We start from the raw sequence: 21,473 nt of genomic DNA on the forward strand, positions 1-21,473 counted from the left end.
GCCCTTGCCCGCCGGAGGCATCTTTCAGCCCTTTTCAGAAATTTGCTGCACTTCACGCCCGCCAAGTTAGCGTCAGCCGGATAGCCCCACCCCCAACCCCCTCCCTGAAGAGGAGGGGGCTTTTTTGTCCGATTTTCCTACATCGGTCGATGCTGCTATGCTCGGATCGGTTCTTTCCAGCGTGAAGTCTCAGATCCACGTGCGCAAAGCGATGCGTGCGGATGTGTTTTATCAACTAAACCCCGGCGACTCGGCGGGAATGCGTTGATTGGATGAAAGTTGGAAACGCCGGGTGCGCGGTTATGCGATTGCCTTTGTCACGGCGGCGCCGATTTCCTCGCGGGTGGGGTTGCGGCGCAGGGTGAGGCCGCCGTTCACCTGGAGGACCTCGCCGGTCATGAAGCATTCGTCGGTGGCGAGGAACACGGCGGCGGCGGCTACGTCTTCCGATGTGCCGTAGCGGCCGAGCGGGTAGGATGGGATGAAGGCGTCGAACAGGCCGGGGACTTGTTTGGCCTGGGCGTTCATGGGGGTGTCGGTGAGGCCGGGGGCGATTGAGTTGGCGCGGATGCCTTCGGCGCCGAATTCGTTGGCGACGCAGCGGATCACGTGGTCGGTACCGGCCTTGGTGCCCATGTAGGCGGCGTGGTCGTTGAGCATGATCGTGGCGGTCGCGCTGCTGATCTGGATGATCGATCCGCCGCGTCCGCCCATGCTGCGGGCCATCTTGCGGATCATGGCGGCGAAGAACAGGTGCGGGCCGATGAACTGGAGCGCGGTCATGGCATCCAGTTCGGCGCGGGTGACGTCGAGGAAGGGCTTGAGCAGGCCCCAGCCGGTGGCGTTGACGGCGATGTCGATGCCGCCGAGTTGGCTGACGGCGGTGTTTGCGAGGGCGGCGAGGCTGGCTTCGTCGGTGATGTCGCATTCGGCCCAGTGGCAGCCGGTTTCTGCGGCGAAGGCTTCGAGTGGTTCGACCTTGCGGCCGGCGACGAGCACTTGGGCACCTTCGGCCAGGAAGCGGCGGGCGATGTGCTGGCCCATGTTGTCGGTGCTGCTGGCGCCCAGCACGATTGCGTTTTTGCCTGAGAGGCGGCCCATGGCGGCGTTCCTTTTCTGGTGGTTTGGCCCAGGTGGTTTTGCGCTGCGCTACCACGGGAGGGGCGGGGGATTTCCTCTCAAAAAGGGGAGTGGTGGCGATGCTGCGGAGGGGCATGATAGGCGCCACGGAATTAGGTCACATAAGGGACGAGCGATGGATCTGGGATTGAAGGGCAGGAAAGCCATTCTCGTGGGCGCGAACGGCGGGATCGGGCGCGTGGTGGCGCTGACGCTGGCGGGCGAGGGCTGCCACGTCGCGGTGTGCGGACGCAGCGAGGCGAAAGTCGACAAGGTTCGCGGTGAACTGGCGGCGACCGGCGTGACGGTGTTCGCGCAGGCCGCCGATGTCACCGATGCGGCGGCGGTGCCGGCGTTCGTCGAAAGCGCGGCGGCGGCGCTCGGCGGGTGCGACATTTTCATCAGCTTCACCTCGGCCAATCCGGGGGTGGACACCGATGAGGCATGGCAGACCATTCTCGACACCGACATTCTGCCGATGCGGCGTGGGGTCGCCGCTGCGCAACCGCACTTGCTCAAGTCCGATGCCGGGTCGGTGGTGATCATCAGTTCGACCGGCGCGGTCGAGGATTTCATGGGGGTGCAGCCGTACAATGCGCTCAAAGCCGCGGTTATGGTCTATTCGAACGCCTTGTCGCAGACGCTGGCGGCGCAGGGCGTGCGCGTCAATTGCGTCACCCCCGGCCCGGTGTGGACCGAGGATGGCCCCTGGCCGCAGATCAAGGCCGGTGCGCCGGAATTCTACGACGGTATCGTCGCGCAGATCCCGCTGGGTCGGCTGACAACGGGCGAGGAAATGGCCAACGCGATCGTGTTCATCGCCTCGCCAGCGTGCAAGGCGATGACCGGGGCGAACCTGGTGGTCGATGGCGGGTTCACCAAGCGCGTGCAGTTCTGATCGGGTGAGGACGGCGGCGTTACTGCCGCTGCATCGCGGCGCCATCGACGAAGAAGCCCTGGCCCGAGAAGAACCGCGCATCGTCGCTGCACAGGAACGCGATCACGTCGGCGATATCCTCGGGCTGGCCCAGCCGGCCGAGCGCGGCCTTGTTCTCCCAATAGGTCTTGAACTGCGGCATCTGCGTGAACGCCTGCTCGGTCATCGGCGTTTCGATCGCGCCGGGTTGCAGGCAGTTGACGGTGATCCCGAACGGCCCGAGTTCGCATGCGACCGACCGCGTCATGCCCAGCACCGCGTGCTTGGATGTACCGTAGGCGACGAGCCCTGCGTCTCCGAAGCGGGCCATCGTCGATCCGATCGTGACGATCCGGCCATGCCGCGATTGCTTGAGCGCGGGGACGGCATCGCGGATCAAGCGGAATACAGCGGTGACGTTGACCGCCATCACCATGTCGAAATAGGCGTCGTCGTGGCCTTCCAGCGGGTGAAAGGCAGACACGCCCGCACAAGGCACCAGGATGTCGAGCCCGCCGTGCAGCGTTACCGCTTCGGCCACCAACTGCGCGTTGATGCCGGGCGGGGTTACGTCGGCATGGCGATCGACCTCGCCTTTCATATCGACCGTGTAGACCCGCGCACCATCGGCCCTCAGCCGGGCGGCGGTGGCCGCGCCGATGCCCGATCCCGCGCCGGTGACGAGCGCGCTGCGGCCCGCCAGCCGCCCCGGCGTCGCGTCGCTCATTCTGCAATCTGCAACACGAGCTTGCCGGTATTGGCGCCGCTGAACAGCCGCATGAACGCGGCATAGGCGTTCTCCAGCCCGACCTGCACGTCCTCGTCCATCATGAGCTTGCCCTCGGCCATCCACGCCGCCATTTGCGCGCCACCTTCGCCGAAGCGGGGCACGTAGTCGGCGATCAGGAAGCCCTTCACCGTCGCGCGCTTGACCAGCACTTGCCACAAGTTGCGCGCGCCGACCTTTTCGGGCGAATTGTACTCGCTGATGAGGCCGCACAGCACGATCCGCGCCTGCATCGCCAGGTTCATCAATTCGGCGTCGAGGACCGTGCCGCCCACGTTCTCGAACACGATATCGGCGCCGCCGGGAGCGGCCGCCGCGATCTCGGCAGCGAGTTGGTCGACGTCCTTGCCACGATAATCGATCGCCACGTCGAAGCCGAAATGCTCGACCAGACGGCGGCACTTTTCGGGTCCGCCAGCAATGCCGATCACCCGGCACCCCATGATCTTGCCGATCTGCCCGACCGCCGAGCCAACCGCGCCCGCCGCGCCCGACACCAGCAACGTCTCGCCCGCTTTCGGCTGGCCTGCATCGAGCAGACCGAAATAGGCGGTCAGCCCGACCGCGCCCATCGCCGAAAGGTATTGCGTGGGGCTGGTGACAATCGACGTGTCGATCTTCTGGGTGAACCCGCCCGGCGCGACCAGCGAATAGTCTTCCAATCCGTTGAGCCCGAGCACCCAATCACCCACCGCGAAATCGGGGTTGGCCGAGGCGTGGACCACGCCCACCGTGGTCGCCCGAACGGGCTCACCCAGCGGGATCGGCGGCATATAGCTGGGCGCGTCATCCATCCACCCACGCTGCGCTGGATCGAGCGAGGCGAAGTGGTTGCGCACCACCAGCCCACCCGGCGCGGGCGTGGGAACCGGTTCGCTGACCAGGCTGAAATCGTCGGGAGCGGGATCACCGTGCGGCCGGCGGGCCAGCAGGAAGCGGCGGTTCTGGAGTTGGGTCTGGGGCATCGGATATCCTTTGGCGGAATGAGGCGGCGCCACTGCACATGCGCCTCTGTGCCATGCCAACTGGCACATTCGCCAGCCCCATGCATGATGCCGGGCGCATCACCTGTCCTAAGTCCCAGTGTGGCGGTTCGGCTCGCGCCGATATGACGGGCGTCAAGCGGGAAGACCCTGCCACGGCCTGGAAACAGGGCCGGGCTGCACTTTGAGGGAGGATTACATGCGAGGCAATTTCGGGCGTCAGGCGCTGCTTACGGCATTGGCCACAACGGCCATGGTAGGCACACTCACCGGCTTTTCAGCACCAGCACTCGCCCAGGCGGCACCTGCACCGGCCGCAGCCGACCCCGCGGCTGCCGCACCCGAAGAGGATGCGAACACCATCATCGTTTCGGCCCGCCGCCGCGACGAAACGCTCCAGACCACGCCGATCGCGATCACCGCGATCAATGCCGCAATGCTTGAAAACAAGGCCTCGGTGAATATCGGCGACTTGCAGGGCGCCGCGCCGAACCTGCTGATCACCCAGCAGAACTCTGGCGCCGCAGCCGCCAACCTGTCGATCCGCGGGCTGACATACGCCGACATCGAAAAATCGCAGACGCCGACCGTGGGCGTGGTGATCGATGGCGTGATCATTGGCACCAATACCGGCCAGCTCGCCGATTTCTTCGATATCGACCAGATCGAAGTGCTGCGCGGTCCGCAGGGCACGCTGTTCGGCGCCAACACCATCGGCGGTGTCATCAATATCCGCCGGTCGAAGCCGACGATGAAGACCGGGATCAAGGCCGAAGCCAGCTATGGCAAGTTCAACACCTGGTCGACCCGGGTCGTTGCCAATGTCGGCAACGGCGATACGCTGGGGCTCAAGGCGTGGTTCTTCCACAACGAGACCGACGGGTTCCTCTACAACGCGATCCAGAAGAAGCCCGGCGGCGGATCGACCGACAGCAACTTCGGCGCATCGCTGCTGTGGAAGCCCACCGGCTCCGGATTCGAGGCGCAGGCCACGATCGAAAAGCTGCACCAGACTTTCGATCCCACGGTCAGCAACCTGGCCAATTCGACCGAGGTGTTCTGCGCGTTCGAACCTGCCAATGAATGCAACCGCAACACCCGCGGCGATCTCTACACGGTGTTCACCGCGCCTGCGACCTCGGTCTACAACGCGCCGTCCTATACGCTCGAGATGAATTACAATGCGGGCGACGTGAAGCTGACCTCGATCACCGGCTACAAGAATTCGAACGAATTCCAGACGCAGGATTTCGATGCATCGAGCGCCGATCTCTACTACGTCCTGCGCCGGCAGAACTACCACCAGTTCACCCAGGAATTGCGCGCGGCTGGCAAGATCAGCCGGACCTTCGATTACGTGGTCGGCGGGTTCTACTTCAATTCCAGCTATAACCTGACGCAGTTTTCGCGCGTGTTCGGATTCGCGCCGACGATTTCGCCCGATGTGTTCGACAAGAATGCGCAGATCGTCCACGGCCACACTGAAAGCTATGCCGCGTTTGCCGATTTCAACTGGGCCTTTGCCGACAAGTTCCGGCTGTCGTTCGGCGGCCGCATCACGCACGACAAGAAGGAACTGACCAACTCGTTCGCCACCACCGGGCTGGTCGGTTCTGGCAACCGGGGCTTTTCCAAGTTCACGCCCAAGATCGGGATCGACTACCGCCCGAACAACGAAACGATGCTCTACGCCAGCTTCACGCGTGGCTATCGTTCTGGCGGCTTCAGCCCGCGCGCAGCCACCGCGGCGACCGCCAGCACCCCGTTCCAGCCCGAAACCGTCGACAGTTTCGAAGTGGGCACCAAGCTGGACCTGCTCGATCGCAAGCTGCAATTGAACTTCGCGGGCTTCTATTCGAAGTACAAGAACCTCCAGCAGAATACCACGATCCCCGGCGGCCCGACCGGCAACCAGACGATCACCTCCAACGTCGGTTCGGCCGACATCAAGGGCGTGGAATTCGACGGTTCGCTGCGGGTTGCCGATGGCTTCAAGATCAGCGCCACCGCCGCCTACCTCGATTCGCACTTCAACAACTTCATCGTCGGCAACGTCTACACCAGCCCCAACGGCACGCCGGTGGCCAATGGCGGGCTGATCCCGTTCGACTATTCGGCCAACCGGCTGATCTATGCGCCCAAGTTCAGCGGCTCGATCAATGCCGACTATACGCTGCCGACCAGCTTCGGCAGCCTGGTCGCGGCAACCGGCGTGCGGCACATCAGCACTTATGACGAGCAGATCTCGCTAGGGACGCTGACTCCGGTGATCACCGCCGGCAAGGTGACGAGCATCGTGGTGGGCGGCAACGATCCGCGCGTGCGCACCGCCACGCAAAACCTGTGGGACGCGAGCCTGACCGCGAAGCTCAAGATGAATGGCGGCGACGCCTATATCACCGGCTTCATCCGCAACATCCTCGACAACCGCACCACCAGCGCGGCGTTCACCGTGGCCGGCCTGTGGTCGTTCGGCTCGGCGATCCAGCCACGCACCTATGGCGTTACCGTAGGCGTCAAGTTCTGACCCCACCGCAATCTGATCCACCTCCTGGGCGCGGCTACTTCGGTGGCCGCGCTCGCTTTTTGTTCAGGCCATCCGTTGGAGTGACGCTATGACACGTCTGCAAGGCAAGATCGCGCTGGTCACGGGCGGGGCATCGGTGCCTGGCCTGGGCAGTGCCACCGCACAGCGCTTCGCCGAAGAGGGCGCGGTGGTCTTTGTGACCGACCGCGATGGCGCCGGCGCCGAAGCGGTCGCGGCGGGCATCCGTGCGAACGGTGGCCAGGCCGTCGCGCTGGCTCACGACGTCACCAGCGAAGCCGATTGGGACCGGGTTATGGCCGCGATCGACAGCGCGCACGGCGGCCTCGACGTGCTGGTCAACAATGCCGGCATCGCGGTGCTGCGCCCGATCGAGGCGCTGACCGCCGAAGACTGGCGGTTGCAGAACAGCGTCAATCTGGACAGCGTGTTCCATGGCACCAAGCGCGCGGTCATCGCGATGCGCAAGCCCGGCGCGGACGGCAAACCGCGCGGCGGCTCGATCATCAACATCTCGTCGGTGGTGGGCTTGTTCGGGGTGCCCGCCTGCGGGGCCTATGCGGCAGCCAAGGGCGGCGTCAGGCTGTTCAGCAAGACCGTCGCGGTGGAATGCGCCAAGGACGCGATCCGCTGCAACAGCGTGCATCCGGGCATGATCCTGACCAACATGCAAGGCGTGGCCGAAGAAGACAACGCCGCCAATTACGATGCCACGCTGGCGCTGATTCCGATGGGCTACATGGGCGATCCGCTCGACATCGCCAACATGAACCTGTTCCTGGCCTCGGACGAGGCGCGCTACATCACCGGGGCGGAACTGGTCGTCGATGGCGGCATGGCCGCGACCTGACCATGCCGGGAGTGATTCGTACAGCAGGTGCTTCCAAACCTGCGGTGAATCACGCAATCAGGCGATAGCCCACGCCCGGTTCATTGCGGAACACGCTGGGCGAAGCGGGATCTTTTTCCAGCTTCAGCCGCAATCCCCGCATCACCACGCGCAAGTACTCGACGTCGTCCACATGCGCCTCGCCCCACACCGCGCGCAGCAGTGCGGCGTGAGTGAGCACGCGATCGGGATGGCGCGCGAGTTCGGCCAGGACGGCGTATTCCTTGCGCGTCAGCCGCACCTCCTCGCCGTCGCGCATGATCCGACGCGCGGCCAGGTCGATCGAAATTCCGTCCACGACCAAGGGCGCGTTGGCACTGCGTGCCGAATTGCGACGGCGCAGCGCGGCGCGGATGCGCGCCAGCAATTCCTCGGTATCGAACGGCTTCACCACGTAATCGTCCGCGCCCAGATCGAGCGCGGCCACTTTCTCGGCGGTGTCGTCGCGCGCGGTCAGGACGATCACAGCACGGTCAATCGCCTTGAGCAGCGACACCAGTTCGATGCCATCGCGATCGGGCAAGCCCAGGTCGAGCAACACCAGTTCGCACCCCTCGCGGTGTGCTTCGGTCAGGGCTTCGGCGGCGGTGCCAGCTTCGCTCACGCCATAGCCGGCGCGTTCCGCGGCGCCGCGCACCAGCCGGCGAATGGCGCTTTCATCATCGACGATCAGGATTTGCCCATTCATGGCTGCGTCCGCCTGATACTTGCCTCGGGCCAGTCGAGATCGAACACCGCCCCCACCGGATCACGGTTCGATGCGGAAACGCCCAGCCCCATCGCATCGGCAAAGCCCTTGACGATGGCCAGGCCCAGCCCCGTGCCGCCGCTCATGTCATCGCCGTCGACGCGCGTGAACCGGTCGAACAGACTGGCTTCGCGCCCGGCGGGCAGGCCCGGTCCTTCATCGAGAATCGACAGTGTCAGCCCATCTGGCGATCGCCGCGCGCGCACGGTGATCGGGCCGGACCCCTGCGAAAACTTGGCCGCGTTGCCCAGCAGATTGATCAGGATGTGGTGGAGCATTCTTGGATCGGCCTCGACCAGCGGCAGGCTCGGCGCCACGTCCAGCACCAACTGGTGTCCGGCCAATTCGGCGCGCAGATCGTGCGCGGCGGCGGCCACGGCATCGGTCAGGTCGGTCGCCTCGCGCCTGACGACCAGCGCGCCCGCTTCGATCCGGGTCATCTCGACCAGATCGTCGAACACCCGGCGCAACCGCCGCGCTTCGCCCTTGAGTGTCAAGGTCGTGCCGGTCTCGCCATGCTCGGCGGCCAGCGCGTCGGCGGCGGCGACCACTGCGGTCAGCGGCGTTTTCAAGTCGTGGCCGATCGAGGAGAGCAGCGTCGCGCGAAGCCCGTCGCGCTGCTTGAGCGCGCTGACTTCGCGGGCATTGGCTTCGAGCTTCAGCCGCTCGTGCGCCAGCGCCGCCTGGCCGAGCAGCGTCGTGAAGAGCACGCGCTTGTCGGGCGGCACCGGATCACCGCTGCCTTGCGGGGTAATCCCCAGCACCCCCAGCACCCCCAGCGCGGTTTCGAGCGGGTAGAACTGCCAGTCGCTCGACGTCAAAGTCCCACTGTCGCGCCCGGTTACTTCGCCGCGATCGAACGCCCATTCGGCCGCCGCCATATCGAGCGCGCCGAGCAGCGCACCCGGCGGGCTGGCGCCAATCGGGACAACCCCGGCCTGCTCGCGGGCCAGCAGGATGGTCGAGACATCGAGCAGCTTGGCCACCTCTTCGCACACCGCCGCCGCCGTGCCCGCTTCGTCCGAGACCGAGGCCAGCCGCTGCCCGAACGCCGCCAGCGCGGCGTTTTCGGTGGCGGTACGCGCGCCGATCGTGGCCTGGCGCTTGAGCCGCCCGGTCAACTGGCTGGCGACCACCGCCACCACGATCAGCACCAGCAGCGTGACGACATTCTGCGGATCGCTGATGGTAAAAGTGTAGATCGGCGGCAGGAAAAAGAAGTTGTAGGCCAGCGCAGCGGCGAGGCTGGCGACCAGCGACGCGCGCAGGCCGAACAGCGTTGCAGCCGCAATCACCGGCAGCAGGTAGATGATGTCGATCGAGTTCGCACCCACGATCGGCCGCAGCGCCACCGCGCCGGCCGTCGTCACCGCCACCATGCCCAGCCCGGCCACGATGCCCTTGGCCGCCGAAGTTCGCCGCAGCGCGGTTTCACCCTCGGGAGCCGGCGCAAGCGCGATCGGCACCACGTGCACCGCGACGTTTTCCAGCTCGCGGATCAACTGATCGACCACCGAGCCGTGACGCAACTGGAACCACCAACTGCGGCGGGTCTTGCCTATCACTACCGCGGTGGCGCGGGTTTCGACGATATGCGCGCGCAGGCCTTCGTAAACCGAAGTGGCCGGAACGGTCACGATCGCGGCGCCCAGGCTGGCGGCCAGCTTGAGCGTGGCGGCCATGCGGCTGCGCGCGTCGTCGCTCAGCGTGGCATTGCGCGGGGTTTCGACGCTGACCGCGGTCCACGAAGCACGCATTGCATCGGCAAAGCGCTTGGCCGCGCGGATCAGCGCATCGCCGCCGGGCTGGTCGCCCACCGCCACCACGACGCGTTCGCCGACCGCCCAGTTGCCGCCCTCGCCGACGAGGGCCACGTGATCGAGCAGCGATCGGTCGACCGCCTGCGCCGCGCGGCGCAGCGCCAGTTCGCGCAAGGCCGAAAGGTTGGATTTCGAAAAGAAATGCCCGAGCGCGCGCGTCGCTTCGTGCGGCACATAGACCTTGCCCGCCTTCAACCGCTCGATCAGTTCGTCGGGGGGCAGGTCGACCACCTCGATCTCGGCATCGTCGAGAATGGCGTCGGGCACTGTCTCTCGCACCCGCACGCGGGTGAACCCCGCCACCAGATCATTGAGGCTTTCGACGTGCTGGATGTTGAGCGTAGTCAGCACGTCGATGCCGGCGTCGCGCAGTTCCTCGACGTCCTGCCAGCGTTTGGGGTGGCGGCTGCCGGGGGCATTGGTGTGCGCGAATTCGTCGATCAGCGCGATCGCGGGCAGCCTCGCCAGCATCGCATCGAGATCGAATTCATCGAGCTTGTGCGCGCCATGCACGATCATGCGGCGCGGCAGGACTTCAAACGGCGCGACCAGCGCCATGGTTTCGGCACGGCCGTGGGTTTCGACCACGCCGACCACAACATCGGCCCCGCCTTTCAGCAATTCAGCGCCTTCGCGCAGCATCTCGAAGGTCTTGCCGACGCCGGGTGCGGCGCCCAGCATGATCTTCAGGGCCCCGCGCGATTCCTTCCGCGCCGCTTTCAGCAGCGCTTGCGGGGATGGTCGGGCGGGATCGTTCATGGATGCGGGATAGTCGCTTTCTGGTCGAGTTGTCGATTGAGCAGCAGGACGTTGACGTGCGGTTCTCCGATCAGGCCAAGCAGCGGGTAGGCAATCGCGCTTTGGACCAGCCCGCGCAACTGCGCTTCGTCCAACCCGCGCGCTTTGGCAATCCGGGCGACTTGCGAAAAAGCCGCCTCGGGGCTCAGATCGGGATCGAGCCCCGAGGCGCTAGTGGTGACCAGGTCAGGAGGAACAGAAACCCCGGTCAAACCCTGTTTGCGAGCGTCGGCCACCCGCGTGGCGATCGCATCGCGCAAATCCTTCGAACCCGGCGCAAGGTTGGTCGCGCCCGAGTTGCTGGCGTCATAGCCCTTGCCCGCAGCAGATGGGCGCGGATGGAAATAGCGTGAGTCGGCAAACCCTTGCGCGATCAGTTCGGAGCCGATGATCTTGCCGTTTGCTGTGATCAGGGTGCCGTTTGCCCGCGCCGGCATCGTGACTTGCGCGATTCCAGTGATGAGCGCGGGGAAAGCGAGGCCGGTCACGACCGCCATCAACAGCAGCAGGACGATGGCGGGGCGCAGGCTGGCGCGCAGTTCGGTAAGCATGGCCGATATCCTCAGGCGAGATGGAGGCCGGTAACGGCCAGGTCGATGATCTTGATCCCGATGAACGGCGCAACGAGCCCGCCGACACCGTAGACCGCGAGGTTGCGCGCCAGCAGGTCGCCCGCCGGCGCCGGCCGGTATTTCACCCCCTTGAGCGCGAGCGGCACCAGCGCGGGGATGATCAGCGCGTTGAACACGATCGCGGACAGGATCGCGCTTTCGGGACTGCCCAGCCGCATCACGTTGAGCACGCTCAGCCCCGGATAGAGCACCACGAAGATCGCGGGCAGGATCGCGAAATACTTGGCGACGTCGTTCGAGATCGAGAACGTGGTCAGCGCGCCGCGCGTCATCAGCAACTGCTTGCCCAGCCCGACGATCTCGATCAGCTTGGTCGGGTCGCTGTCGAGATCGACCATGTTGCCCGCCTCGCGCGCCGCTTGCGTGCCGGTGTTCATTGCCACGCCGACGTCGGACTGCGCGAGCGCGGGCGCATCGTTGGTGCCATCGCCGCACATCGCCACGAGCTTGCCACCCTCCTGTTCTTTGCGGATCAGCGCCAGCTTGTCCTCGGGGGTGGCTTCCGCCAGGAAATCGTCGACCCCGCTTTCAGCGGCGATGCTGGCGGCGGTCAGCGGGTTGTCGCCGGTGATCATCACCGTGCGGATGCCCATCCGGCGCAGTTCACCAAAGCGTTCGCGGATGCCCGCCTTGACGATGTCCTTGAGGTGGACGACGCCGAGCAGCCGCGCGCCATCGGCCACCGCCAATGGAGTGCCGCCCGACCGCGCGATCTCGTCCGAAATCTTCGTCAAAGCCGCCGCCGCAACCGGATCAGCGCTGGCGCCCAGCCGCCGCATGACCGCATCGACCGCGCCCTTGACCAGGCTGCGTTCTCCGATCTGCAAGCCCGACACGCGCGTCTGCGAGGTGAACTTGATCGGCTCGGCGCCCGCAGGCATGGCCTCCCCATCTCCGGCGAGAACGACGATCGAGCGGCCTTCGGGCGTCTCGTCGGCCAGGCTCGCCAGCCGTGCGGCGGCGATCAGGTCGCGGTCCGACACGCCGGGGATGGGCAGGAACGCCGTCGCCTGGCGGTCGCCGATGGTAATCGTGCCGGTCTTGTCGAGCAGCAGCGTATCGATATCGCCCGCCGCCTCGACCGCACGGCCCGACTTGGCCAGCACGTTGAACCGCACCAGCCGGTCCATGCCGGCGATGCCGATGGCGGACAGCAGCGCGGAAATGGTCGTCGGGATCAGCGTCACGAACAGCGCCACCAGCACCGGCACCGCAATCGCACCGCCGGCATAGCTGGCGAAGGCAGGCAACGACCCGACCGCAATCAGGAAGATCAGTGTCAGGCCCGCCAGCAGGATAGTCAGCGCGATCTCGTTGGGGGTCTTCTGCCGGCTGGCGCCTTCGACCAGCGCGATCATGCGATCGAGGAAGCCCTGACCCTGCGCTGCCGTGACGCGCACCGTCACGCTGTCGGCGATCACGCGCGTGCCCGCAGTCACCGCCGAACGGTCACCCCCGGCCTCACGGATCACGGGCGCCGATTCGCCGGTGATCGCCGCTTCGTTGACCGAGGCCACGCCCGCGACAACCTCGCCGTCGGCCGGGATCAGGTCGCCGGTTTCGACCAGCACCTGGTCACCCACCGCCAGCAGGCCGGCCGCGACAGTTTCGTATCCACCACCCCCATTTCCCTTGGCACCGATCAGCCGCTTGGCGACAAGATCGGCCTTGGTCGAACGCAGCGAGGCGGCCTGCGCCTTGCCGCGCCCTTCGGCCATGGCTTCGGCAAAGTTGCCGAACAGCACGGTCAGCCACAGCCAGAACACGAGTTGCGCCTGGAAGGCGAGCGCGGTCCCGCCGGTCAGGATGCCCTTGACCAGCAGCACAGTCGACAGCGCGGCCACGATCCCGGTCACGAACATCACCGGGTTGCGGATCAGGGTGCGCGGATCGAGCTTCACGAACGAATCGCGCGCGGCGGCGGCCATCAACGGCCCGGTGAACAGCGAAGTGGGAGTTGTCATGGGGTCAAAACCTCAGTGAAGCGTGCCGGCCGCGACTTGCACGTGGTCGGCGATGGGTCCGAGGACGAGGCTGGGCAGGAAGGTCAGCCCGCCGACGATGAAGATCACCGAAGCGAGCAACGCGATCCACAGCCCGCCGGTGGTCGGGAACGACCCCGCGCCTTGCGGCACGACGCGCTTGACCGATAGCCCGCCGGCGATCGCCAGCACCGGCAGGATCACCCCGAACCGGCCGACGAACATGCCGAGCGCGAGCAGGAGGTTGTAGAACGGGGTGTTGCCCGTCAGCCCGCCGAACGCGCTGCCGTTGTTCGCAGCCGCGCTCGAGAACGCATAGAGGATTTCGGAAAACCCGTGCGGTCCCTTGGCGAGCGGCCCGGCGAGCCCGGCGGGCAGCACCGTGGCCACCGCCGTCAGCCCCAGGATCGCGAGCGACGGCACGATCATCGCGATCACGGCGAGCTTCATCTCGCGCGATTCGATCTTCTTGCCGACATATTCAGGCGTGCGGCCGACCATCAGCCCGGCGATGAACACCGCCAGGATCGCATAGACGAGCACCGCATACAGCCCCGAGCCCACGCCACCGACCACCAGTTCGCCCAGGTGCATGTTGAACAGCGGGATCATCCCGGCCAGCGGCATCAGGCAGTCGTGCGCGGCGATCACCGCGCCGGTCGAGGTGGCGGTGGTGATCGTGGCGAACAGCGCCGAGGTGGCCACGCCGAAGCGCACTTCCTTGCCTTCCATGTTGCCACCGACAAGCCCCAGCGCATGGTGCAGCGGGTTGCCCGCAGCCTCGGCAGCATACGTCACGGCAACGCCGCCCAGGAACAGCACCATCATCGCGGCCAGGATCGCCCAGCCCTGCCGCACGTTGCCGACAGCCTTGCCGAAAGTGATCGTCAGCCCGGCGCCGAGCACGAAGATGCTCAACATCTGGATGAAATTGCTGATCGCCGAAGGGTTCTCGAACGGATGCGCCGAATTGGCATTGAAGAAGCCGCCGCCGTTGGTGCCGAGCATCTTGATCGCCAGCTGCGACGCCACCGGCCCGAGCGCGATCACCTGCTTGACGCCCTCGACCGTGGTCGCCGTAGCCGATGCGGCGAACGTCTGCGGCACGCCGAGCGCGACATAGACCAGCGCCAGCACAATGCTCGCCGGAACCAGCAGGTACAGCGTCACCCGCGTCACATCGACCCAGAAGTTGCCGATGCCGGCCACCTGCTTACGCGCAAAGCCGCGGATCAGCGCGAACGCCACCGCCATGCCGGTTGCGGCCGACAGGAAGTTCTGCACGGTCAGCCCCAGCATCTGCGACAAGTGCGACAGCGTGCTTTCGCCGCCGTAATTCTGCCAGTTGGTGTTGGTGACGAAGCTGACCGCGGTGTTGAACGCAAGCAGGTTCTCGACCGCCGGAAACCCTTGCGGATTGAGCGGCAGCACGCCCTGGAGCTTGAGCACCGCGAACAAAAAGCCGATTCCAGCCAAGTTGAACACCATCAGCGAAACCGCATAGCCGATCCAGCTCTGCTCGGCCCTGGGATCGACCCCGATCGCGCGATACAGCACCCGCTCACCCGGCAGGCAATCGGCGGCATAAAGCGCGTACATCCAGTTGCCCGCAGGCTTGGCGAGCGCCACGATCAGTCCTGTAAACAGGAGGATCATGGCCCATCCGGCAAATGTCATGGCTGCGCCCCCGCTCAATACCGCTCGGGCCGTGCGAGCACGGCGAGCAGGTAGACAAGAACGATCACGAGCGTGATCGCGCCAAGGATCAGGTCGATGGACATAGAGGGCGCCTCTGGTTGTGAGGCTGACCCTCTAGGGGCGAAGCGCGTTACGACGCGTGAGGCATTTCGCCCCGATCGCGTAACGGGAGCGTAAAGGCACTTCCCACTGACAGGACGCGCGAACCGATGTAATGCCCGTACGTCCAACAGGAGCCCAAACTTATGTCTTTGCGCAAAACCGGCCTCAAGTCAGTGATCGTCCTTGCCATGCTCGCCGCCGGCGCGCCCGCCGTGGCGTCGGCAAAAGGCCTCGCAGTCATGCTCGATGCCGCGCGACCTGCACCGGACAAGGCGCTGGACACCACGCGCCATCCCGCAGAAATCCTGGCGTTCCTGAAAATCCGCAAGGGCGATACCGTGGCCGATGTATGGCCGGGCGACTATTGGGACCGGCTGTTCGCCGGCGCTGTCGGGCCGAAGGGCAAAGTCTACGCGGCCCACCTCGCCGAAGCCGACACGGCCGAAAAGGTAACGACGCCGCCCGCCGGATCGAAGCCGCTGGCCGATCACCCCAATGTCGTGGTGACCGTGACCACTGCAAACGCGTTCACCCTGCCGGGCAAGGCCGATGTGATCTGGATTCGGCAGAGCTATCACGATCTTTACGACAAGTTCATGGGCCCATCGGACGTGCCCGCGTTCAACAAGGCGGTGTTCCGCGCGTTGAAGCCGGGTGGCCGGTTCGTGATCGTCGACCATACCGCACCCGCAGGCTCGAAGCTGGCCGCCACCGACACCACGCACCGCATCGATCCCGAAGTGGTCAAAGCCGACATGGCCGCCGCCGGGTTCAAGTTCGTGGGTGAAAGCAATGCCTTGCGCAACCCGGCCGATCCGCTGACGGGCGGGGTGTTCGATGCCGGGGTCAAGGGCCGCACCGACCAGTTCATTTACGTGTTCCGGCGGCCCTGATCGGGAAGCGACGGCGTGCCGATGCGGATTTGCGTGCTCGGCGCCACCGGCACGATCGGGCGCGCGACCGTGGCCGCGCTGGTGCGGCGCGGGCATGACGTGGTCTGTGTTGTCCGTCCCGGTCGCGCGGGAGCGTTCGAAGGCGCGAGCGTCAAGGTGGTGGACGTCACCGATCCGGCCGCGCTGGCGCGCGATGGCTTTGCGGGCGAGCAGTTTGATGCGGTGGTGTCGTGCCTCGCCTCGCGCACCGGGACGCCCAGCGATGCCTGGGCGATCGATCACGCTGCCAACCTGAACGCGCTTGAGGCGGCGAAACTAGCGGGCGTCGGCCATTTCGTGCTGCTGTCCGCAATCTGCGTGCAGAAACCGCTGCTGGGCTTCCAGCACGCCAAGCTGGCGTTCGAAGCCGCGCTGATCGCGTGCGGAATGCGCTATTCGATCGTGCGGCCGACCGCGTTCTTCAAATCGCTGTCGGGCCAGATCGAGCGCGTGCGCAACGGCAAGCCGTTCCTGGTGTTCGGCGATGGCACGCTGACCGCGTGCAAGCCGATCAGCGACGGCGATCTGGCCAATTACCTTACCGATTGCCTCGAGGACGAGGCGCTGTGGAACTGCATTCTGCCGATCGGCGGACCCGGCCCGGCGATCACCCCGCGCCAGCAGGGCGAAGCGCTGTTCGCGATGCTCGGCCGCCCGCCCAAGTTCCAGTCTGCCCCGGTGGGCTTGCTCGATGGCATAGCCGGCGTGCTCGGCGCGCTGGGCCGGATCGTGCCGGCGCTGGCGACCAAGGCCGAACTCGCGCGGATCGGGCGCTATTACGCAACCGAATCGATGCTGGTGCTCGATCCCGCGAGTAGCCGCTACGATGCCGCCGCCACGCCATCGACCGGGACCGAGACGCTGTTCGACTACTACCGCGCGGTGCTGGCGGGCGAAGCTGCGCCCGAGCGCGGCGACCACGCGGTGTTCTGAGATGACCCTGAAGAAAAGCCGGTTCCGCAAGATCCTGGGTTGGGCGGTGGGCCTGACCGTGCTGGTGATCGTGGCGCTGTCGGCCTGGCTTTACGCCCCCGACAAGCCCCGCGCCGAACTGGAAGCGGCTTATGCGGGCCAGTATCGCACGGTCGACGGCGTGCGCTTGCGGCTACGCGACACCGGCCCTCGCAAGGCGCCCGCGTTGATCCTGCTCCACGGTTTCGGCGCCAGCCTCGACACGTGGGAGCCTTGGGCGCGCGCGCTGTCGGCGAAATACCGGGTGATCCGGTTCGATCTGCCTGGCTTCGGGCTGGCCGGCGCCGATCCCACCGGCGATTACAGCGATGCGCGCACAATGCGGATTATCGCGGACCTGATGGACCAGCTCGGGGTGGATCGCGCGGCCGTGATCGGCAATTCGCTCGGTGGGCGGATCGCGTGGACGTTTGCCGCCACTCGCCCCGAACGGGTTTCGCGGCTGGTGCTGATTTCTCCCGATGGCTTCGCCAGCCCCGGATTTGCCTACGAAAAGCCGCCCGAAGTTCCGCTGCTGCTCAAGGTGCTGCCTTACATTGCACCGCGCGGGATGCTGCGGGAGAACCTGGCGGTGACTTACGCACGCCCCGAGGCACTTACCGAAGCGACGCTGACGCGCTACCGCGACATGCTGCTTGCGCCGGGCGTGCGTGCGGCGATGCTGGCGCGGATGGGCACCACCGTGCTGCACGATCCGGCACCGATCCTGGCGCGCATCCAGGCACCGACGCTGCTGCTGTGGGGCGAACGCGACGGCATGATCCCGATCGCCAACGCCACCGATTACATGCGCGATCTGCCGCACGCGCGGTTGGTGCGGCTGCCGAACCTGGGCCATGTGCCGTTCGAGGAGGACCCGGCCCGATCGCTCCAACCCGTCGAGCGATTCCTCTCTGAACCGACGCCCTAGCCGCATCAGTTCCATTCCAAGGTTGCTTTCATCAACGCGGCTGGCCAGTCTCCGCGCATACTTTCCAGGGGATTTACCAATGCGATCGATCCTTCTTGCCGCTCTGCTCGGCGCCGCTGCCCCGATGACCTTGATCGCGCCACAGACATCGGCCGCGCCGGCCACCAAGGAGCAACTGCTCCCGCCTCCCCCCGGCGCGCGGCACTTCACGATCAGTTCGATCGCGGGCAAGCACGGCGACATCTGGTCGTGGACTGCGCCAGATGGCCGCGTGGCGTACCGCATGTCGATGTCGCTGCGCGGGTGGGTGACCGAAACCGATGAATTGATGACGATCGGCGCCGATGGCCGTCCCTCGGCAATCGCGATCCGCGGCTTCACCGATTCGGGCGACGCGACCGAGGATTTCGCGGTCGACCCCACCGGCACCGCGCGCTGGAAAACCGCGGTGGATGCAGGCTCGGCGCCGTTCGGCGTCAAGCGCTACAACACCTATGGCGGCCCGTGGCTGGCGGGCGAGCGTGACATCGAGGCATTGGTCGCCGCCGGCCCCAGGGGCGTGGACTTGCTGCCCACCGGGCACGCCAGCATCCAGATCGGCCAGCCAACGCAGATCACCGGCCCCGCCGGCCGGCGGTCGATCAAACTGGCGTTCATCTCGGGCTACGGCTTCTCGCCCTCGCCCGTCTGGCTCGACAGTGACAGCCGCTATTTCGGCAGCGCCGGCGAAATTTCGCTGCTGCCCGAAGGCTATGAGGCGCTGGGGCCGAAGTTGAAGGCCATCCAGGACAAGGCCACCGCCGCGATGGTGCGCGATGTCGCCCACCGCTTCCTGACCCCCGCCAACCGCAGCGCGACGCTGGTGAACGACGTGTTGGTGTTCGATTCCATCGCCGGTCGCTATCTGCCGCACCAGGCGGTGCTGATCGCCGATGGCAAGGTGGCTGCGCAAGCCGCAGCGGGCTCGATCAAGGCTCCCGCCGGCGCCACGCTGATCGACGGCAAGGGCAAGACGCTGCTGCCCGGCTTGTGGGACGCGCACCAGCATGTGGGCGACGATTGGGCGCTGCTTCAGAACGTCGCCACCGGCATGACCAATTACCGCAGCCCCGGTTCGCTGATCGAGGACGCACTGAGCATCTACAAGCGCCGCGCGGCTGGTGACCTGCTGGCACCCGACGGCAAGGTCTCGGTGATCATCGACCGCAAGGACCCGCTGGCGGCGCAAGGCGCGCTGACGGTGTCGTCGGCAGCCGAAGCGGTGGCGGCGGTCGGCAAGATCAAGGCGGCGGGCTTGTGGGGCGCCAAGTTCTACACCTCGATGGACCCAGCCTGGATCGCGCCCGCCGCGGCCGAAGCGCATCGGCTGGGGCTGCACGTCCACGGCCACGTTCCTGCCGGGATGCGTCCGTTGGAAGCGGTGCGTGCGGGGTACGACGAGGTGACCCACATCAACTTCATCATGATGCAGGCGATGCCGCAAGCAGTGGTGGACAAGGCCAACACCGCGGCGCGGCTGGAGGGTCCGGCCAAGTACGGCAAGGACGTCGATCTAGATTCCCCCGCGATGACTGCGTTCTATTCCGAACTGGCGCAGCGCAAGACCGTGATCGATCCGACGTTGACGGTGTGGGAACCGCTGATGACCTCCGACGGTAGCACCATGTCGCCCGAATACGCGGCGTTTGCCGAAATCGCTCCGCCCGCAGTCGCGCGCGGCTGGAAGATCGCCGGCTATCCGCTGTTCGATGGCGTCACGCGCGACGATTTCCGCAAGAGCTTTGCCAAGATGATCGGGCTGGTGGGCCGGCTGCACAAGGCGGGCGTGCCGATCGTGGCCGGCACCGACGGGTCGGGGCTTGAACTGGTGCGCGAACTGGAACTTTACCAGCAAGCGGGCCTGACCAACGCCGAAGCCTTGCAGACCGCCACGATCGTGCCCGCACGGATGACCGGCATGGCCGATCGCACCGGATCGATCGCCCCCGGCAAGACCGCGGACCTGGTGCTGATCGAGGGCGATGTTTCGGCGGATCTAGGCAACTTGCGCCATGTTTCAACGGTGTTCCTGGATGGTTATCGCCTCGACGGGCAAGCGCTTCGGACGGCCAGCGGATTGCACGGGATGCCCAAATGACGCGATTTGTGCTCACCCGCCGCGAACTTGCGTTTTCGGGCCTTGCCGCATTCGCCGGAGGCAGCGCGCTGGCCGCGCCCTCGCCCGCCACCTTCGACGTCACCCCGTTCGTCCATCCCGACTTGCGGGCAATGGTGGCGCCGATGCGCGCGCAGATCGGCAGCGATCTCAACGCGCAGACTTTGGCGCAGAACCGCAAGCAGATGATGGCCTATATGGGCGCGCCACTGCCAGCCCCGGGGTGGGCACAGGTCATGCTGCCCGGCCGCAAGGACCAGCCAACCGTGCGGGTCTACGCGATCAATGCCGGCCAGAAGGACAAGCCCCGTCCCGCGATCGTGCACATGCACGGCGGCGGCTATGTGCTGGGCGAGGCGAAGATCAGCCTGCGTTCGATGCAGGAAGTGGCGGCCGCGCTCGATTGCGTGGTGGTCACGGTCGATTACCGGCTGGCACCCGAAGTGCGCTTTCCCGGCGCATTGGAAGACAACTACACCGCGCTGAAATGGGTCTACGACCAGGCTGCAATCCTGGGGGTGGACCGCAGCCGTATTGCGGTGATGGGCGAAAGCGCGGGTGGCGGCCACGCCGCAATGCTGGCGATCGCCGCGCGCGATCGGGGCGAGGTGCCGCTGTGCTACCAGGCGCTGGTCTACCCCATGCTCGATGATCGCACCGGATCGACCGTGCGCAAACCACCCTGGATGGGCGCGCTGGTGTGGAACGAGGCCAAGAACCGCTACGGCTGGTCATCGCTGCTGGGCCAGCCTGCCGGATCGGCGAAAGTGCCGCCCGGATCGGTTCCTGCGCGCGTCGCCGATCTCAAAGCACTGCCGCCCACCTTCATCGGGGTCGGCTCGATCGACCTGTTCGTCGACGAGGACGTCGATTACGCGCGCAGGCTGCTCGATGCCGGGGTGGCTTGCGAACTGGTGGTGATCCCCGGCGGGTTCCACGGCTTCGACAACTTCCAGGGCGCGCCGGTGGTGAAGCGCTACCGCGAACACTTCATGGCGGCGCTGCGGCAGGGCTTGAAGGTCTAGGCGGCTTCAGGTCTGGATCGCGGCGGCGATCAACGCTGCGGCACGGCTTGACCGGCGCGCGCAAGTGACGGCGCTTGGGCGCGACCCTTGAGGAACGCGCCACCATGGATGCCCCAATTCAGGCGCTTGCCGACCGGCAGGCGATCACCGACCAGATCTATCGCTATTGCCGCGCGATGGACCGGATCGACCATCAACTCGGCTATTCGATCTGGCACGATGATGGCACCGCCGACTACGGTGCGGCAGTATTCGCAGGACTGGGCCGCGACTTCATCGACCACGTCTGCCGCCAGCATGCTGGCTTGCTGTGCCATTCGCACCAGGTCACCAACATCGTCATCGAACTCGATGGTGATCGCGCCGCAAGCGAGGCTTACGTCACCGCCAACTTGCGCATGATACGCGAGGGCAAGCTGCTGCAGATGACCGTGCTCAGCCGCTACATCGATCGCTGGTC

General features: G+C 66.1%; 18 protein-coding genes. 9 read left to right on the forward strand and 9 right to left on the reverse strand.

The window, feature by feature from the left end; genetic code table 11:
• Positions 1-300: 300 nt before the first annotated feature.
• Complete coding sequence (locus Q0R16_RS13990; protein WP_295637223.1) at positions 301-1,101, reverse strand: SDR family oxidoreductase; 801 nt, start codon at positions 1,099-1,101, stop codon at positions 301-303.
• A 154-nt stretch (positions 1,102-1,255) separates the two neighbouring features.
• Between Q0R16_RS13990 and Q0R16_RS13995 the strand changes: the two genes are divergently transcribed.
• Complete coding sequence (locus Q0R16_RS13995; protein ID WP_295637225.1) at positions 1,256-2,017, forward strand: SDR family oxidoreductase; 762 nt, start codon at positions 1,256-1,258, stop codon at positions 2,015-2,017.
• 19 nt (positions 2,018-2,036) lie between these two features.
• On the opposite strand, the gene Q0R16_RS14000 is transcribed toward Q0R16_RS13995, so the two are convergent.
• Positions 2,037-2,762, reverse strand: a complete 726-nt coding sequence (locus Q0R16_RS14000; RefSeq protein ID WP_295637227.1) for an SDR family NAD(P)-dependent oxidoreductase — start codon at positions 2,760-2,762, stop codon at positions 2,037-2,039.
• On the reverse strand, positions 2,759-3,787 hold the full coding sequence (locus Q0R16_RS14005) for an NADP-dependent oxidoreductase (protein WP_295637230.1): 1,029 nt from the start codon (positions 3,785-3,787) through the stop codon (positions 2,759-2,761). Before Q0R16_RS14005 ends, Q0R16_RS14000 begins: the two co-directional genes overlap by 4 nt.
• A gap of 217 nt (positions 3,788-4,004) precedes the next feature.
• Between Q0R16_RS14005 and Q0R16_RS14010 the strand changes: the two genes are divergently transcribed.
• Positions 4,005-6,332 (forward strand): TonB-dependent receptor, encoded by a 2,328-nt coding sequence (locus Q0R16_RS14010; RefSeq protein ID WP_295637233.1) that lies wholly within the window; start codon positions 4,005-4,007, stop codon positions 6,330-6,332.
• Positions 6,333-6,420: 88 nt separating this feature from the next.
• The gene (locus tag Q0R16_RS14015) at positions 6,421-7,200 is read left to right on the forward strand and encodes a glucose 1-dehydrogenase (protein ID WP_295637236.1); all 780 of its coding nucleotides are present in this window, start codon (positions 6,421-6,423) and stop codon (positions 7,198-7,200) included.
• 49 nt (positions 7,201-7,249) lie between these two features.
• Here the strand turns inward: Q0R16_RS14015 and Q0R16_RS14020 are convergent, their stop codons facing one another.
• From Q0R16_RS14020 to Q0R16_RS14045, 6 genes are read right to left on the reverse strand one after another with little or no spacing between them, the layout of a single operon-like run.
• Positions 7,250-7,927, reverse strand: a complete 678-nt coding sequence (locus tag Q0R16_RS14020) for a response regulator transcription factor (protein ID WP_295637239.1) — start codon at positions 7,925-7,927, stop codon at positions 7,250-7,252.
• Positions 7,924-10,566 (reverse strand): sensor histidine kinase KdpD, encoded by a 2,643-nt coding sequence (locus tag Q0R16_RS14025; RefSeq protein ID WP_295637241.1) that lies wholly within the window; start codon positions 10,564-10,566, stop codon positions 7,924-7,926. Before Q0R16_RS14025 ends, Q0R16_RS14020 begins: the two co-directional genes overlap by 4 nt.
• Positions 10,563-11,156 carry a potassium-transporting ATPase subunit KdpC gene (gene kdpC / locus Q0R16_RS14030; RefSeq protein WP_295637243.1) on the reverse strand — a complete coding sequence of 198 codons (594 nt, stop codon included), beginning with the start codon at positions 11,154-11,156 and terminating at the stop codon, positions 10,563-10,565. The genes Q0R16_RS14025 and kdpC overlap by 4 nt, the downstream gene beginning before the upstream one ends.
• A gap of 11 nt (positions 11,157-11,167) precedes the next feature.
• Positions 11,168-13,201, reverse strand: a complete 2,034-nt coding sequence (gene kdpB, locus Q0R16_RS14035) for a potassium-transporting ATPase subunit KdpB (RefSeq protein ID WP_295637245.1) — start codon at positions 13,199-13,201, stop codon at positions 11,168-11,170.
• 12 nt (positions 13,202-13,213) lie between these two features.
• Positions 13,214-14,896 carry a potassium-transporting ATPase subunit KdpA gene (kdpA, locus tag Q0R16_RS14040; protein WP_295637248.1) on the reverse strand — a complete coding sequence of 561 codons (1,683 nt, stop codon included), beginning with the start codon at positions 14,894-14,896 and terminating at the stop codon, positions 13,214-13,216.
• A gap of 14 nt (positions 14,897-14,910) precedes the next feature.
• Entirely contained in the window at positions 14,911-15,000 is a 90-nt protein-coding gene (locus tag Q0R16_RS14045) for a K(+)-transporting ATPase subunit F (RefSeq protein ID WP_295637250.1), read from the reverse strand.
• 162 nt (positions 15,001-15,162) lie between these two features.
• Here Q0R16_RS14045 and Q0R16_RS14050 point away from each other — a divergent pair, with 162 nt between their 5' ends.
• The 6 genes from Q0R16_RS14050 to Q0R16_RS14075 form a co-directional block, all read left to right on the forward strand.
• The gene (locus tag Q0R16_RS14050; RefSeq protein ID WP_295637252.1) at positions 15,163-15,912 is read left to right on the forward strand and encodes a methyltransferase; all 750 of its coding nucleotides are present in this window, start codon (positions 15,163-15,165) and stop codon (positions 15,910-15,912) included.
• A gap of 21 nt (positions 15,913-15,933) precedes the next feature.
• Positions 15,934-16,884, forward strand: coding sequence for an NAD(P)H-binding protein (locus Q0R16_RS14055; RefSeq protein WP_295637272.1), 951 nt, complete (start codon positions 15,934-15,936; stop codon positions 16,882-16,884).
• 1 nt (position 16,885) lies between these two features.
• A complete protein-coding gene (locus Q0R16_RS14060) occupies positions 16,886-17,833 on the forward strand; it encodes an alpha/beta hydrolase (protein WP_295637255.1) in 948 nt (315 codons plus the stop codon).
• A 79-nt stretch (positions 17,834-17,912) separates the two neighbouring features.
• A complete protein-coding gene (locus Q0R16_RS14065) occupies positions 17,913-19,970 on the forward strand; it encodes an amidohydrolase family protein (protein WP_295637257.1) in 2,058 nt (685 codons plus the stop codon).
• The gene (locus tag Q0R16_RS14070) at positions 19,967-21,013 is read left to right on the forward strand and encodes an alpha/beta hydrolase (protein ID WP_295637260.1); all 1,047 of its coding nucleotides are present in this window, start codon (positions 19,967-19,969) and stop codon (positions 21,011-21,013) included. The genes Q0R16_RS14065 and Q0R16_RS14070 overlap by 4 nt, the downstream gene beginning before the upstream one ends.
• A 104-nt stretch (positions 21,014-21,117) precedes the next feature.
• Positions 21,118-21,473, forward strand: a 356-nt coding sequence (locus tag Q0R16_RS14075) for a nuclear transport factor 2 family protein (protein WP_295637263.1), incomplete at its 3' end; no start/stop codon positions are given.

It is taken from the genome of Novosphingobium sp., assembly GCF_025351285.1.
In the GTDB taxonomy this organism is placed as follows: Bacteria; Pseudomonadota; Alphaproteobacteria; order Sphingomonadales; family Sphingomonadaceae; genus Novosphingobium.

Coding starts and splice junctions, on each gene's coding strand:
- Q0R16_RS14050 (WP_295637252.1), top strand. CDS start 15,163: ATGTCTTTGCGCAAAACCGGCCTCAAGTCAGTGATCGTCCTTGCCATG.
- Q0R16_RS14065 (WP_295637257.1), top strand. CDS start 17,913: ATGCGATCGATCCTTCTTGCCGCTCTGCTCGGCGCCGCTGCCCCGATG.
- Q0R16_RS14015 (WP_295637236.1), top strand. CDS start 6,421: ATGACACGTCTGCAAGGCAAGATCGCGCTGGTCACGGGCGGGGCATCG.
- Q0R16_RS14070 (WP_295637260.1), top strand. CDS start 19,967: ATGACGCGATTTGTGCTCACCCGCCGCGAACTTGCGTTTTCGGGCCTT.
- Q0R16_RS14060 (WP_295637255.1), top strand. CDS start 16,886: ATGACCCTGAAGAAAAGCCGGTTCCGCAAGATCCTGGGTTGGGCGGTG.
- Q0R16_RS14055 (WP_295637272.1), top strand. CDS start 15,934: ATGCGGATTTGCGTGCTCGGCGCCACCGGCACGATCGGGCGCGCGACC.
- Q0R16_RS14020 (WP_295637239.1), bottom strand. CDS start 7,927: ATGAATGGGCAAATCCTGATCGTCGATGATGAAAGCGCCATTCGCCGG.
- Q0R16_RS14010 (WP_295637233.1), top strand. CDS start 4,005: ATGCGAGGCAATTTCGGGCGTCAGGCGCTGCTTACGGCATTGGCCACA.
- kdpC (WP_295637243.1), bottom strand. CDS start 11,156: ATGCTTACCGAACTGCGCGCCAGCCTGCGCCCCGCCATCGTCCTGCTG.
- Q0R16_RS14005 (WP_295637230.1), bottom strand. CDS start 3,787: ATGCCCCAGACCCAACTCCAGAACCGCCGCTTCCTGCTGGCCCGCCGG.
- Q0R16_RS14025 (WP_295637241.1), bottom strand. CDS start 10,566: ATGAACGATCCCGCCCGACCATCCCCGCAAGCGCTGCTGAAAGCGGCG.
- kdpB (WP_295637245.1), bottom strand. CDS start 13,201: ATGACAACTCCCACTTCGCTGTTCACCGGGCCGTTGATGGCCGCCGCC.
- Q0R16_RS14045 (WP_295637250.1), bottom strand. CDS start 15,000: ATGTCCATCGACCTGATCCTTGGCGCGATCACGCTCGTGATCGTTCTT.
- Q0R16_RS13995 (WP_295637225.1), top strand. CDS start 1,256: ATGGATCTGGGATTGAAGGGCAGGAAAGCCATTCTCGTGGGCGCGAAC.
- Q0R16_RS14000 (WP_295637227.1), bottom strand. CDS start 2,762: ATGAGCGACGCGACGCCGGGGCGGCTGGCGGGCCGCAGCGCGCTCGTC.
- Q0R16_RS13990 (WP_295637223.1), bottom strand. CDS start 1,101: ATGGGCCGCCTCTCAGGCAAAAACGCAATCGTGCTGGGCGCCAGCAGC.
- kdpA (WP_295637248.1), bottom strand. CDS start 14,896: ATGACATTTGCCGGATGGGCCATGATCCTCCTGTTTACAGGACTGATC.